Source organism: Polymorphospora sp. NPDC051019 (genome assembly GCF_040683055.1).
Classification (GTDB): Bacteria; Actinomycetota; Actinomycetes; order Mycobacteriales; family Micromonosporaceae; genus Polymorphospora; species Polymorphospora lycopeni.
This window is the reverse complement of the sequence record NZ_JBFBCH010000005.1, coordinates 169,685-182,569: the sequence shown is the minus strand read 5'-3', so window position 1 is coordinate 182,569 and position 12,885 is coordinate 169,685. Positions and strand designations below refer to the sequence as shown.

Below are 12,885 nucleotides of genomic sequence, written 5' to 3'. Positions count from 1 at the left end.
GCTCCGGTAGGGGCAGCCCTACCGTGAAGAGGCCGGCCGACGGGATGGGGGCGAAACGGCCTTATGCCTAGCGTCGACGACATGAGCGCCGCCAGCCTGTCCACCACCTCGGCCGTCGATCCGGCCGCATCGCGCAGCATCGTGCGCCAGCTCGGGATCGACTCGGGCTACATCCTGCTCGGCTTCCCCCTCGCCCTGGCCAGTTTCATCGTGCTGATCGCCGGGCTCGCGGTCGGCACCGGACTGGCCGTCACCGTGATCGGCCTGCCGATCCTCGCCGGGGTCCTGTACGCGGCGCGCGGGTTCGCCGACATCGAGCGCCTGCGCCTGCCGCCCGTACTGCACCAGCCACGGATCCGGCCGCACTACCGGACACCGGATCCGGGCGCGAACGCCTGGCGGCGGATCTTCGTCCCGATCGCCGACGCCCAGTCCTGGCTCGACCTGGCACACGGCTGCCTCAAGGTCTTCGTCTCCCTGATCGCCTTCGTCATCACCGTGGTCTGGTGGGCCGGGGCCGTCGCCGGCAGCCTCTACTGGGCGTACGACTGGCTCCTGCCGCGGCCCACCGAGGGCGGCTCGCTCAACGAACTGCTCGGTCTCGGCGGCTCCGGCCTGGCCCGTATCGGCCTCAACACCGCCATCGGCGTCTTCTTCCTCGTCACCCTGCCGATCGTGGTACGCGGCTGCGCCCTGCTCCAGGCCAGTTTCGGCCGGGCCCTGCTGACCGGGGTGGCCGAGATGCGCAACCGGATCACCGTGCTGGAGGAACAGAAGCGGGCCGCGGTGTCCGCCGAGGCGACCGCGCTGCGCCGGCTCGAACGCGACATCCACGACGGGCCGCAGCAGCGGCTCGTCCGGCTGGCCATGGACCTCGGCCGGGCCCAGCAGCAGCTCGCCAACGATCCGGACGCCGCCCGCCGGACCTTGGACGAGGCCCTGGTGCAGACCCGGGAGACCCTGCACGAGCTGCGTGCCCTCTCCCGTGGGATCGCCCCGCCGATCCTGATCGACCGAGGGCTGCCGAGCGCGCTCGCGGCGCTCGCCAGCCGGGGGGTCATCCCGATCGAACTCACCGTCGACCCCGCCCTGGGCACCCCGGGCGGCCGGCTCGACCCGGCGGTGGAGAGCACCGCCTACTTCGTCGTCGCCGAGGCGCTCGCCAACGTGGCCAAGCACAGCGCCGCGTCGGACTGCTGGCTGACCGTCTCCCGGACCGACCACGACCTGCGGATCGAGGTGGTCGACGACGGGGTCGGCGGGGCACACGTCTCCAAGGGGCACGGGCTGGCCGGCATCGCCGACCGGTTGCGGGCCAACGGTGGCATGCTGAGTGTGCTCAGCCCGCCGGGCGGACCCACCGAGATCCGGGCCGAGCTGCCGTGTTGACCCTGCCGAGACGGAAGACGCCGACCAGATGCGGGTAGTGATCGCCGACGACGCCGTACTCCTGCGCGAGGGGATCATCCGGCTGCTGACCGAACACGGCCACGACGTGGTGGCGGCCGTCGGTGACGGGGACACCTTCGTCGAGGCGGTCGTCGTCCACAAGCCCGACGTCTCGATCGTCGACGTACGGATGCCGCCGTCACACACCGACGAGGGGCTGCGCGCCGCCGTCGAGGCCCGCCAGCGGGTGCCGCGTACGCCGATCCTGGTGCTGTCCCAGTACGTCGAGGTGTCGTACGCCGACGACCTGCTCGCCACCGCCGCCGGGGCCGGCGGGGGCGGCGGTGGGATCGGCTACCTGCTCAAGGACCGGGTGGCCGCGATCGAGGAGTTCCTCGACGCGGTCGCCCGGGTGGCCGCCGGCGGTACGGTCCTGGACCCCGAGGTCGTCGGCCAGTTGCTCGTACGTCGGCGTCGCGACGACCCGCTGCGCGAGCTGACCCCCCGCGAGCGTGAGGTGCTGTCGCTGATGGCGGAGGGCCGGTCGAACACCGCCATCGCGCGATCCCTGGTGGTCAGCGACGGCGCGGTGGAGAAGCACGTCCGCAACATCTTCACCAAGCTGCAGCTGCCGCCGGACGAGGAGCAGCACCGCCGGGTGCTGGCGGTGCTCGCCTACCTGCGCGGCTGAAGCCCTCCGGCCAGGGTGACCGCCTCGGTGAGCGTCTCGGCGACCGGGTGCCCGGAGGCCCGCAGCCGGCCGGGGTCGGTGAACCCGCCGGTGTAGAGGACGCAGCGGGCGCCCACCGACTCGGCGGCGTCGGCGTCGTCGAGCGAGTCGCCGATCAGCACCACCGAGCGCGGGTCGACACCCAGCTCGGCGAGATGGCTTTCGAGATGTCCGGCCTTACGGTCCCCGCCGACCGTGCCGCGCAGCCCGTCGACCCGGTTGAACAGGCCGGACAGCCCGTACGTCTCGACGGCCGGCACCAGCTCGTCGTGGAACCACATCGACAGCAACGACTGGCTGCCGGACCAGTTCCGCATCGCGCTGGTGGCGTCGGCGGCGAGTTCGCAGGTGGTCAGCCCGGTGCGGTAGGCGTCGTGGAAGATCCGGTCGAGCCGGCCGAACTCGTCGTCGTCGACGGCCCGGCCGAGGACCTCGGCGTAGTAGTCGGAGATCGGCCGGCGGAACCGGCCCCGGTGTTCGTCGGCGGTGACCGCCGGGCCGGCGACCGCGGCGAAGACGACGTTGGTCGACTCGACGACGAGGTTGAGGTCGTTGAGCAGGGTGCCGTTCCAGTCCCAGACGAGGTGGGTGGGTGCGGTGGTCACCGCAGCACCCTACTCAGCCGGGCGGCGCCGGTCGAGGCCGTCGCAGGTCGCCCAGCAACCGCTCCTCCTCGACCCGCCAGTAGCCGTGTTCGCGGCCGTCGAGCAGCACGACGGGCAGCCGGTCGCCGTAGTCGCGTTCGAGTTCGAGGTCGCCGGTGACGTCGATCTCGACCCAGCGGTCGCCGGTGACGGCCACCACCCGGTCGATGGCGGCCTTGGCGTCGTCGCACAGGTGGCAGCCGGGGCGGGTGATCAGGGTCAGGCGTGGCTCAGCCACCGGCGTACTCCGATCTCAGCATGGTCTTGCGGACCTTTCCTATCGCCGAGTGTGGCAGCGCGTCGACGAACTCCAGCGTGGCGGGGCACTTGAAGCGGGCCAGCCGGTCAGCGCAGTGCCGGCCCAACTCGGCGGAGGTGACGGTGCCGCCGGGGGCACGGACGACGTACGCCGCGACGGCCTGCCCGGCGGTCGGGTGCGCGATCCCGAGCACCGCCGACTCGGCGACGTCCGGGTGGGCGTCGAGCACGAGTTCGACCTCGTGCGGGTAGACGTTGAAGCCGTTGACGATGATCAGCTCGCCGACCCGGTCGACGAGGAAGAGGTCGCCGTCGGCGTCGGCGTACGCGATGTCGCCGGTCGCCCACCAGCCGTCCGGGTCGGGGCCGTCGTGCCCGTCGGGCCAGTAGCCGGAGAAGAGGTTGGCGCCACGTACGACGATCTCGCCGGGATCGGTGCCGGGTGAGCCGTACTCGACGGCGAGTTCGTCCTCCTCGCCGGCCTCGGTGGCGCCGTCGCGCCACAGGTCCGCGCCGTCCGGCCCGACGAGCCGCAGTTCGACGCCGGGAATCGGCTGGCCGATCGAGCCGCTCTTCGGTGCCGGGCTGGCCAGGGTGGCGGTGAGCACGGGCGCGGTCTCGGTCAGGCCGTACCCGACGAAGGCCGGCCGCCCGGCGGCGGCGGTGAACCGCTGCGCGGTGGCCGGGTCGAGCGGCGCCGCGCCGCAGACCGCGACCCGGACCGAGGTCATGGCCGCGCGCAGGTCGGGCTGGTCGGCCCAGCCGGCGAACATCGACGGTACGCCGACGACCCCGCTGACCCGGTGCCGGGTGATCGCCGCCAGCGCCTCGGCCGGCTCGAACCGGTCGAGCAGTACGCCGCACGCGCCGTGGTAGGCGACCGCGCCGAGACCGGTGTTGAGCCCGTACGCGTGGAACAGCGGCAGCGCGAGCAGCAGCCGGTCGTCGGTGCCGACGACGGCGGGCCGGATGCGGGCGATCTGCTCGTGGTTGGCCATCAGCGCCCGGTGGGTCAGCATGGCGCCCTTCGGCTGCCCCTCGGTGCCGGAGGTGTAGAGCAGTACCGCCACCTCGTCGCGGCCGGTCGGTCCGGTCGGGGTGGGTGCCGCGCCGTCGGGGACCGGCGGCGGACCGGTGTGTACGCCCATGAGCGCGGGCAGTTCGGCGCGGATGCCGTCGACGAGTTCCCTGATCTCTTCGGTGCAGATCAGCAGGGTGGCTCCGGAGTCGGCGAGCACGTGGCGCAGCTCGCGGGCGGTGAACGCGGGGTTCACCGGCACGGCGATCCGGCCGGCGCGCAGGGCGGCGAAGTAGCTGACGACGAATTCCGGCGAGTTGGGCAGTGCGATGGCGACGCGGGGCGGCGGTTCGCCGGGCGTCGCCGGGGCGAGTCGGGTCAGAGCCGCGGTGGCGGTGTCGATGCGGGCGTCGAGGTCGCCCCAGGTGATCGTCTGGTCGCGCCAGACGAGGGCGGGACGTTCGGGGCCACCTGCGGCGGCCCGCCGTACGCGTTCGGCGAGGGTGCCGCCGGGGCGCGCGACGACGGGGTCGGGGGTGCTGGCTGGTTCCTGCACGGTCGCTGAGTCTGGCACAGTCCACCCGTCCCGACTACGCCCGATCGTCGATGGACGGCCGGTGCCGGGGCGGGTCCGCTGGCCAGCGGGCCGGGTCCGATTCGACGGCCTTCGGAAGGCGCGGTACCGTGCACGGGACTGATCGACTCGCCGGTGCCGGCCGCAGAACGATCACCGTGGCAGGGTCCGGGCACCACTCATCCGGGTGAAGCGGACCGTGGATACCAGAAGCTCGGGTGGCTCGCCAGATCGCGTGCCACCTGTCGGCGCGTCTCCGCGTTTGCGCTGGTCATCGCCATCCACCAGAAGTACGTCAATTTCTCGGCGCCGCACACTTTGTGCGACGGGTCGATCCACGTCCAGTAAATACTTCGGCTCTGTGTAACGGACTCCGCACGCATCGGTGACGTTGCCCCTATCATCACCAGGGTTGACCCACCCGTTTTGCCGTGAGTCGACACCCCTCAGCCTGAGGAGGCCTCAGTGCCCGGTAAAGCACTGCACCAGCACCTCAACGACGTGTGTCGCACCGCCGACACCGCGGTGGCCCACGTCGGCCCGAGCGGACACACCTCCATTCCGGGTGCCGGGTCGCGGTTGCCGTACGGCCCGACGTCCGGACCGGTGTCCGGCTGGGCGGAGGAGAGCCGGTGAGCGGATACGCCTACGGCGACGGGCTGGTCAGCCGCGAGATCCTGGCGGCGCGTAACGCCCTCAACGAGGGGCTCGCCAGACTCCGGCTGGAGATGTACGACATGTTCAGCCTCGCGGTGCGCGGCGACGGGAGCACCAAGCCCAGCCGCAACCGACCGCACCCGAACGAGACACCCGGTCGCCACACGCCGGCGGGCGGCAACGCCAAGACCGTCGGTGGCCGAGTCGCCACACCGGCCCGGCCCACCATGCCGGCCCAGCCCGGACCGGCGGACGCGGGGCTGCGCCCTGGCGGCACGGACACCGACACGGCGATCATCCCGGCCGTGCCGGCGACCGACACCGCCGTCATCCCGGCGGTCACGGCCACCGACACGGTCGTCATCCCGGCCGTACCGGCCGAGAAGTCGACCGGCAGCGGCGGACCACCGCCCGGCTATCCGAGCCGGCCCGACCCGTCCGACCCGGCCACCGAGGTGTGGAAGCTGGTCGAGCGGGCCCAGGCCGGCGAGGCCGAGGCGTTCGGCCTGATCTACGACCGCTACGTCGACACCGTCTTCCGCTTCGTCTACTTCCGCGTCGGCAACCGCCAACTCGCCGAAGACCTCACCTCCGACACGTTCCTGCGGGCCCTCAAGCGGATCGGCAGCTTCACCTGGCAGGGCCGCGACCTCGGCGCCTGGCTGGTGACGATCGCCCGCAACCTGGTGGCCGACCACTTCAAGTCCGGCCGCTACCGACTGGAAGTTACTACGGGTGACGTTCTGGATGCGGAACGCGAGGACCGTGGGCCGGAGGGAAGTCCGGAGGCCGCGGTCGTCGACCACATCACCAACGTCGCCCTGCTGACCGCCGTCAAGCAGCTCAACCCGGAGCAGCAGGAGTGCATCGTGCTCCGCTTCCTCCAAGGCTTTTCGGTCGCGGAGACGGCGAAGGCGATGGGCAAGAACGAGGGTGCGATCAAGGCCCTGCAATACCGCGCCGTACGCGCCCTGGCCCGGCTGCTGCCGGACGGGTTCCAACCGTGACCGATCGGTACCCGCCCGCGGCGGCACCGGTGACGCCGCTCACTCTTGGTAATTATTCTTCGCCCCGACCCGTAACCGCCCGGCCCCGCCGGGCGTTTGTCCGGGTGCGACCGGTGGTGACCCTCGCATCCCCTCACAAGGGGGCGGGCCGGGCACGGCATCCGGTGACGGCTGTGCTGGTCCGGGCCGGAACCGTGGTCGCAGCGGTCGGCGACGGGGCCGATCTCCTAGCCGTGACCAGCGAAGGGAGGTGCCCGCGGTGAATACGACCGTGTTCCACCGCCGGCGCGCCGAGCGCTTCGCGCAACTGCTCGAAGAAGCAAACGGCGGCCGTCGCCAGCACGTCCGGTCGACCGAAGACCGTGACCTCGCCGACCTGGTGGCCATCGGCCACCGACTACCGGCTGCAACCCCGACCGTGGAGGTCGACTCCGAGTTCCGCAGCGGGCTGCGGGCGATGCTCGTCGCCACCGCCGAACGCGAGGGCATCGGCGCCACCGCGACCCGGGAACCGGCCCAACCGACCCGCACCGGCTGGCGGCTGTTCCGCCCCGCGCTCAACGGCCGGCGGGCCCGCACCAGGGGCGCCATCGTCGTCGGCGTCGCCGTCGGCGCGGTCGCCGTCTCCGGGATCTCGGCGGCCAGTGTGGACGCCCTGCCCGGCGACGCCCTCTATGGAATGAAGCGGTCGACCGAACGCGCCCAGTTGGCGCTGACCGGCTCCGACCTCAGCCGTGGTCAGCTCTTCCTCGACTTCGCCCGCACCCGGCTCACCGAGGCCGGCGCCGTACGCGGCGACAACGCCGGCTTCGCCGCGGTGCTCGACGACATGGACGGCGACACCCGCGAGGGCGTCAAGCTCCTGACCACCGCGTCGACCGGCCGCACCGGCGCCATCGCGCTCGACGCGATCACCTCCTTCGTGGAGGGTCAGCGCACCGGCGTCAACGGGCTGATCGACGGGCGACCGGCGGGTGACCGGGAACGCGCCTCGGCGTCCCTGGCCCTGCTCGACGCCGTCGAGGACCGCACCGACCGGCTGCGGGCCGCCCTGGCCTGCGGGGCCGCGCCCGCCGGGACCGACGCCCTCGGGCCGTTGCCCGGCTCGTGCGCCTCGACGCCGTCGGCGGGGCCGGGTCCCGCCGCGAGCGAGGCCGGCACGGCCGGGCGGACCGGGCCGACCCCGTCGGCCGGCCCCTCCGTGGGCACCACACCCACCGTCGAGGCCAACCCGTCCACAGCACCCTCGGCGGGCCCGACGACACCCGCGCCGAGCACGTCACCGTCCAGTTCCCCCAGCCCGGCACCGAGCGACGACGGCGGCCTGCTGGGCGGCCTCGGCCGGTTGCTCGACGGCATCCTCAACTGACCGATCCCGCATGCTCCGGGGCCATGGTCGGAGCCCCGTGCGCTGTCAGGCCGGCCGGATACCCTCGCTGGAGTCAGGCCGCCCGGCCCCGACGGCGCAAGGAGGTCAGCGCGTGGCCCGCATCCGTCCCGCTCGCCGAGGCCGCGCCCCGGTGTCCCGGACCGTCAGCACCGACGCGCAGGGCCACACCACCGGCTGGGCCACCACGGGCCTCGGAACCGGCGTGGTGGACCGGCCCGACCCGACCGCGGCGGCGTTCTTCGACATCGACAACACGATGATGCAGGGCGCCTCCATCTACTGGTTCGCCCGCGGGCTGGCGGCCCGCAGATACTTCACGACCGGTGACCTGGCCCGATTCGCCTGGCAGCAGATGCGGTTCCGGGTGCTCGCCAGGGAGCACGCCGGCGACATGTCCCAGGCCCGGGAGGCGGCGCTCGCCTTCGTCGAGGGCTGGCGGGTCGACGACATCGAACGCCTCACCGAGGAGATCTTCGACGAGCTGATGGCGCCCCGGATCTGGGCCGGCAGCCGGGCCCTCGCCGCCGCCCACCTGACCGCCGGGCAGCGGGTCTGGCTGGTCAGCGCCGCACCGGTCGAGATCGGCCGGGTCATCGCCCGGCGACTCGGGCTCACCGGCGCGATCGGCACCGTCGCCGAGATCCGCGACGGCGCCTACACCGGACGGCTCGCCGGCGAACTGATGCACGGCCCGGCCAAGGCCGAGGCGGTCGGCCAGCTCGCGTCGGTCGAAGGGCTCGACCTGAGCCGGTGCACCGCCTACAGCGACTCGGCCAACGACATCCCGATGCTGTCGGCCGTCGGGCACGCGGCCGCCGTCAACCCGGACAGCGCGCTGCGGGCGGAGGCCCGCACCCGCGGCTGGGAGATCCACGACTTCCGCACCGGACGCCGGGCCGCCCGGATCGCGATCCCGTCCACCGTCGCCGCCGGCCTGCTGATCGGCGCCGTCACCGCCGGCCGGGCGGTACACCGCCGCTGGCGCGGCCGGTGACCCTCACCGCCGACCGCCCGGAGTCGGCCGTGTCCCCGTCCGCCCGCCCACCCGGCCGGCTGCGGAGCACGGTCGGCCTGATGACGGCGCTGGGCGCGGCCGCACTGCTGCTCGCCCTGCCCCCGGTGGACGACGGCTCGCCGGCCGGCGAGCGGATGCGGACCGTCGAGTCGCGGTGGCCGGCGGCCCAGCGCGCCGACCTCGCCGCCACCCTGCCCGACGGGTCCGCCTACAGCCCGGTGCACTACCTCGACGTACGGTCTTCGCTGGGTACGGCACCGACCCCGGACGGCAGCGCGCTGCGCCTGATCACCCGGTCGGCCGACGGGACGACACGCGAACTGCGCCGGCTGCCGCTGGACCTGATCCCGCAGTTCACCGGCTTCACCGTGGCCGGTGGCCAGGTGGCCTGGGCCGAGACCGTCGCCGACGACGACGGGCTGGGCCGCACCGAAATGTGGACGGCGGGCGTCGACGCGGCCACACCGGCCCGCCGGGTGACCGCCGACAGCGGCGACGTCGTCTTCTTCAACTCCCAGTACGACATGGTGATCGAGGCCGGGGTGCTGCACTGGGCGGCGGTCGCGCCGGGCACCGAGGTCGCCACCGAACTGCGCTCCGTACCGCTGGCCGGCGGTCCGGTCCAGGTCCGCACCGAACCCGGCACCTGGGCGATGTCCGCCTGGCCGTGGCTGGTCAGCGCCGGCAGCGGCCAGAACGGCCCGGTACGCCTGCACAACCTGGCGACCGGGCAAGGGCTCGAGGTCGACGCCACCGCCGACGAGGTGGTCACGTGCAGTCCGGTGTGGTGCCGGATGCTGGTCCTGCCCGGTGCCGAGCCGGCCCGGATCGACCTCGTCCGCCCCGACGGCGCCGACCGCCGGCAGGTCGCCGGCGGGATGACGGCCGCCGCGGTCATCGACGTCGCCCTACTCGACCGGTTCGAGGTGTTGTCGCTGGCCGGGGCGCCCGACGTGGCCGTCGCCAGCCAGCGCCTGATGCTCTACGACGAACGCGACCGGCAGACCCTCGTGGTGGCCGAGGGCGTCGGCATGGTGCAGTGCCGCGACGGGATGCTGTGGTGGTCAACCGGCGACAACGAGACCGCCACCTGGCACTCGCTCGACCTGCGCTCCCTGACCTGACTGCTGAGCCGCACCGGCCCGCCGGGTCCGGACGGGTCAGCGACCGAACGGGTCGGGGCGGCGTTCGAGCAGCTCGTGCAGGGTCTGCTGGATCGTCTCACGCACCTGGTCGGCGAGGTTGAAGACGACCAGCGGGTCGTCGGCGTGGTCGACCAGATGCTCGGTCGGGATCGGTGGACAGAACTCGATCAGCCACTTGCTGGGCAGCGGCACCACGCCCAGCGGCCCCAGCCAGGGAAAGGTCGGCGTGACCGGGAAGTACGGCAGCTTGAGCAGCCGGGCCAGCGGCTTGATGTCGGCCAGCATCGGATAGATCTCCTCGGCGCCGACGATGGCGGCCGGGATGATCGGCGTACCGGTGCGCAGCGCCGCCGAGACGAAGCCGCCCCGGCCGAACCGCTGCAGCTTGTAGCGGTCGGCGTAGAGCTTGCCGACGCCCTTGAAGCCTTCGGGGAAGACCCCGACGAGTTCGCCGGCGCCCAGCAGCCGCTCGGCGTCGGGATTGCAGGCGACCGTGCTGCCGGCCTTGCGGGCCAACTCCGACAGCACCGGCATCCGGAAGACCAGGTCGGCGCCGAGCAGCCGCAGGTGGCGCCGCTCCGGGTGCTGGTCGTGCAGCGCGGCGGCGAGCATCAGCGCGTCGAGCGCGAGCGTGCCCGAGTGGTTGCCGACGACCAGGCCGGCGCCCTTGACCGGCAGGTTGTCGATGCCGGACACCTCGGTGCGGAACCAGTCGCGGTAGAGCACCCGCAGCACCGGATGGAACACCTGGTCGGTCAGTTCGGCGTCGAAGCCGAACTCGTCGACCTCGTACTGCCCGGCCAGTCGGCGCCGGAGGAAGGCGAGGCCGGCGGCGACCCGGCGGTCCCAGATGTCGTGCGGCTCGTCGACGATCGCCGGATCGACCGGCGGCGGTACGTGCCCGTTCTGGGCGGCCCGGTCGGCGACGCTCGGCTCTTCGCTGCTCATACGCGCTCCTCACCGGCCGGTTCCGCCACCGGCCGGTCGGTGACCTCGCCGGGCGCCGGCTGGTCGGTCGCACCGGTCGTCACCGGCGGGTCGGTCCCTTCGGCGGGCGCCGCCCGGTCACCGAGCATCTCGGTACGCACCTGCCGGATCCCGTCGAGGATCGCCCGCTCGGCGACGGCGAGTTGGGCGGGGGTGACCACGGTGCCGCCGGTGTGCCCGAGGATGAAGTCCTCGAACGCCTCGGCGGTCGAGCGGGGGGTGAAGTCGTACTCCCGGATCAGCCGGCCGGTGTCGACGACCCGGCCGTGCACGAAGAGATCGAGCTGGTCCAGCCCGTAGCGGCCGAAGCCCATCAGCCGGGCGACGCTGGCCGCGCCGGACAGCCCTGGTTCGACGATCGGTACGGCGACCCGCCCGGCCCGCCGGATCGCCTGGGACAGGGCGAGCACCCCCGGCCCGGCGACGTTGAACGTGCCGCCGTGCGTCTCGACGACGGAGCGGTGCAGCACCTCCAGCGCGTCGTCGAAGTGCACGAACTGCAACCGCGGGTCACGGCCGAGCACCGTCGGCACCAGCGGCTGGGCGAAGTAGCGGGTCAGCGTGGTGTCGGCGGTCGAGCCGATGAACGGCGCGAACCGCAGCACGGTCGCCGTGACGTCGGGACGTCGCCGCCGGAAGCCGCGTACGTAGCCCTCGATGTCGAGGATGTCGCGGGCGAAGCCGCCCCGGGGCACCTGGCGCGGCTCGGTGTCCTCGGTGAAGACCGCCGGATCGCGGAACGACGCGCCGTACGCGGCCGTGGACGAGCGCACGACGAGCTTGCGCAGGCGCGGCGCCCGCTGGCAGGCGGCGAGCAGCTGCATCGTGCCGATGACGTTCTGCTCTTTCATGCCCGCCCGGCCACCGTGCTGCGGGTCGGGGGCCGTCACCAGGGACAGGTGCACGACAGCTTCGGCGTCGAGGTCGGCGATGACGCTGCCCACCGTGCCGGCGTCGGCGCGTACGTGCTCGACCGTGCCGATGGCCGGAACGACGCCCGGAGCGGGGTCGTGGGCGTCGAGGCCGACGACCCGCCCGATCCGTGGATCGTCGGCGAGCCGGGCCGCGACATGGGCGCCGAGATACCGGCTGATGCCGGTGACCACGACGACCTTCGGAGACCGGGCGTCGGTCACGACGCCCACCCGACCGGTGGGCACGGCTCGGGAGGACACTGCCGCGACCTCTCCATCCGGGCCTCCGAAGGTCGACCGATCAACGCGGGCCGGGCCGGAGCCCGGCCGCGGTCACTTGCCGAGGCGGCGACGCTGGACGCGGGTCTTGCGCAGCAGCTTGCGGTGCTTCTTCTTAGCCATGCGCTTGCGGCGCTTCTTGACCACCGAGCCCATACGACAGCCCTTCCAAAAAACGTGCGGGTCGGTCCGGACGTCACGGGGACGTGATGCCGGCATCCGATCTGGACAGCGAACCGGCCCAGGCCGGTGGGTGACGCGGCCATCTGGACGGGCTCCGGATGTGGAGCCGTCCGAATGCGTTCCGCGCATGCCGGCACCTGACTGGGGTCACGGTCGCGGTCCAGGGTAGCCCGCACGGCTGTGCAGGGCCAACGCGACCCCATGGACGGCGGTCGCGGCATGGTCGGCCGACCCCCGGCGTACGCCGTTACGCCGACTCCCGGAAGGCGCCCCGGAGGTATTCGTGCACCGCGTGCTCGGGCACCCGGAACGACCGGCCGACCCGTACGGCGGCCAGTTCGCCGGAGTGCACCAGCCGGTAGACCGTCATCTTGGATACCCGCATGAGCGTCGCCACCTCGGCGACGGTCAGGAACTTGACCTCCGACAGCCGGCCGTCCTGTGGTGATCCCGCCATGGCTCACCAACCCATCCATCCCCGGCGCGTGTCGCCCGGTGGGGTCCTTCCGCGCCGGGGCGACAACGCGCGTGTTACCAGTACGGTAGCGAGACGACTGTGACAGCGGGCGCCATTCGCCCATTTCGCCCAGGTCAGTCAAGTCGCCACGCCGACCGGTCAAGCCGGTCGCATCGACATTCACCCGCCGGGGCGTCCTCCCGCGTCCGGACGCCGACGCACGACCCGACCGGGCGGC

12 protein-coding genes and 2 pseudogenes are annotated in these 12,885 nt (G+C 72.9%); 7 read left to right on the top strand and 7 right to left on the bottom strand.

Features of this window, described 5'->3' with window-relative positions:
* The first annotated feature begins 81 nt into the window (after positions 1 to 81).
* Together AB0M79_RS12105 and AB0M79_RS12100 are read left to right on the top strand one after the other, a co-directional pair.
* Complete coding sequence (locus AB0M79_RS12105) at positions 82 to 1,389, top strand: sensor histidine kinase (protein ID WP_364211392.1); 1,308 nt, start codon at positions 82 to 84, stop codon at positions 1,387 to 1,389.
* A 28-nt stretch (positions 1,390 to 1,417) separates the two neighbouring features.
* A complete protein-coding gene (locus AB0M79_RS12100) occupies positions 1,418 to 2,080 on the top strand; it encodes a response regulator transcription factor (protein ID WP_357535605.1) in 663 nt (220 codons plus the stop codon).
* Here AB0M79_RS12100 and AB0M79_RS12095 read toward each other — a convergent pair.
* From AB0M79_RS12095 to AB0M79_RS12085, 3 genes are read right to left on the bottom strand one after another with little or no spacing between them, the layout of a single operon-like run.
* The gene (locus AB0M79_RS12095) at positions 2,065 to 2,724 is read right to left on the bottom strand and encodes an HAD hydrolase-like protein (protein WP_364211389.1); all 660 of its coding nucleotides are present in this window, start codon (positions 2,722 to 2,724) and stop codon (positions 2,065 to 2,067) included. The genes AB0M79_RS12100 and AB0M79_RS12095 overlap by 16 nt on opposite strands.
* A 13-nt stretch (positions 2,725 to 2,737) precedes the next feature.
* The gene (locus AB0M79_RS12090; RefSeq protein ID WP_364211386.1) at positions 2,738 to 3,001 is read right to left on the bottom strand and encodes a glutaredoxin family protein; all 264 of its coding nucleotides are present in this window, start codon (positions 2,999 to 3,001) and stop codon (positions 2,738 to 2,740) included.
* Positions 2,994 to 4,595: an AMP-binding protein gene (locus AB0M79_RS12085; protein WP_364211383.1), complete on the bottom strand. Its 1,602-nt coding sequence runs from the start codon at positions 4,593 to 4,595 to the stop codon at positions 2,994 to 2,996. The genes AB0M79_RS12090 and AB0M79_RS12085 overlap by 8 nt, the downstream gene beginning before the upstream one ends.
* Positions 4,596 to 5,078: 483 nt before the next feature.
* Between AB0M79_RS12085 and AB0M79_RS12080 the strand changes: the two genes are divergently transcribed.
* The 5 genes and pseudogenes from AB0M79_RS12080 to AB0M79_RS12060 all read left to right on the top strand — a co-directional run bounded on the left by AB0M79_RS12080 (position 5,079) and on the right by AB0M79_RS12060 (position 9,806).
* The gene (locus tag AB0M79_RS12080) at positions 5,079 to 5,249 is read left to right on the top strand and encodes a hypothetical protein (protein ID WP_364211380.1); all 171 of its coding nucleotides are present in this window, start codon (positions 5,079 to 5,081) and stop codon (positions 5,247 to 5,249) included.
* A 92-nt stretch (positions 5,250 to 5,341) separates the two neighbouring features.
* Positions 5,342 to 6,277, top strand: a complete 936-nt coding sequence (locus AB0M79_RS12075) for an ECF subfamily RNA polymerase sigma factor, BldN family (RefSeq protein WP_364211947.1) — start codon at positions 5,342 to 5,344, stop codon at positions 6,275 to 6,277.
* Between the two features lie 259 nt (positions 6,278 to 6,536).
* Positions 6,537 to 7,394: pseudogene (locus tag AB0M79_RS12070) on the top strand (DUF5667 domain-containing protein); the annotation flags it as partial.
* Between the two features lie 364 nt (positions 7,395 to 7,758).
* Positions 7,759 to 8,661 (top strand): HAD-IB family hydrolase, encoded by a 903-nt coding sequence (locus tag AB0M79_RS12065; RefSeq protein ID WP_364211377.1) that lies wholly within the window; start codon positions 7,759 to 7,761, stop codon positions 8,659 to 8,661.
* Positions 8,658 to 9,806 (top strand): hypothetical protein, encoded by a 1,149-nt coding sequence (locus AB0M79_RS12060; RefSeq protein WP_364211374.1) that lies wholly within the window; start codon positions 8,658 to 8,660, stop codon positions 9,804 to 9,806. The genes AB0M79_RS12065 and AB0M79_RS12060 overlap by 4 nt, the downstream gene beginning before the upstream one ends.
* A gap of 36 nt (positions 9,807 to 9,842) precedes the next feature.
* Here AB0M79_RS12060 and AB0M79_RS12055 read toward each other — a convergent pair whose 3' ends face one another.
* The 4 genes and pseudogenes from AB0M79_RS12055 to AB0M79_RS12040 form a co-directional block, all read right to left on the bottom strand.
* A complete protein-coding gene (locus AB0M79_RS12055) occupies positions 9,843 to 10,775 on the bottom strand; it encodes a lysophospholipid acyltransferase family protein (protein ID WP_364211371.1) in 933 nt (310 codons plus the stop codon).
* 131 nt (positions 10,776 to 10,906) lie between these two features.
* Positions 10,907 to 11,950, bottom strand: a pseudogene (locus tag AB0M79_RS12050) (NAD-dependent epimerase/dehydratase family protein); the annotation flags it as partial.
* A gap of 111 nt (positions 11,951 to 12,061) precedes the next feature.
* Positions 12,062 to 12,163, bottom strand: a complete 102-nt coding sequence (locus AB0M79_RS12045; RefSeq protein ID WP_007465623.1) for an AURKAIP1/COX24 domain-containing protein — start codon at positions 12,161 to 12,163, stop codon at positions 12,062 to 12,064.
* 274 nt (positions 12,164 to 12,437) lie between these two features.
* The gene (locus tag AB0M79_RS12040) at positions 12,438 to 12,647 is read right to left on the bottom strand and encodes a helix-turn-helix domain-containing protein (protein ID WP_357535592.1); all 210 of its coding nucleotides are present in this window, start codon (positions 12,645 to 12,647) and stop codon (positions 12,438 to 12,440) included.
* Positions 12,648 to 12,885 lie beyond the last annotated feature (238 nt).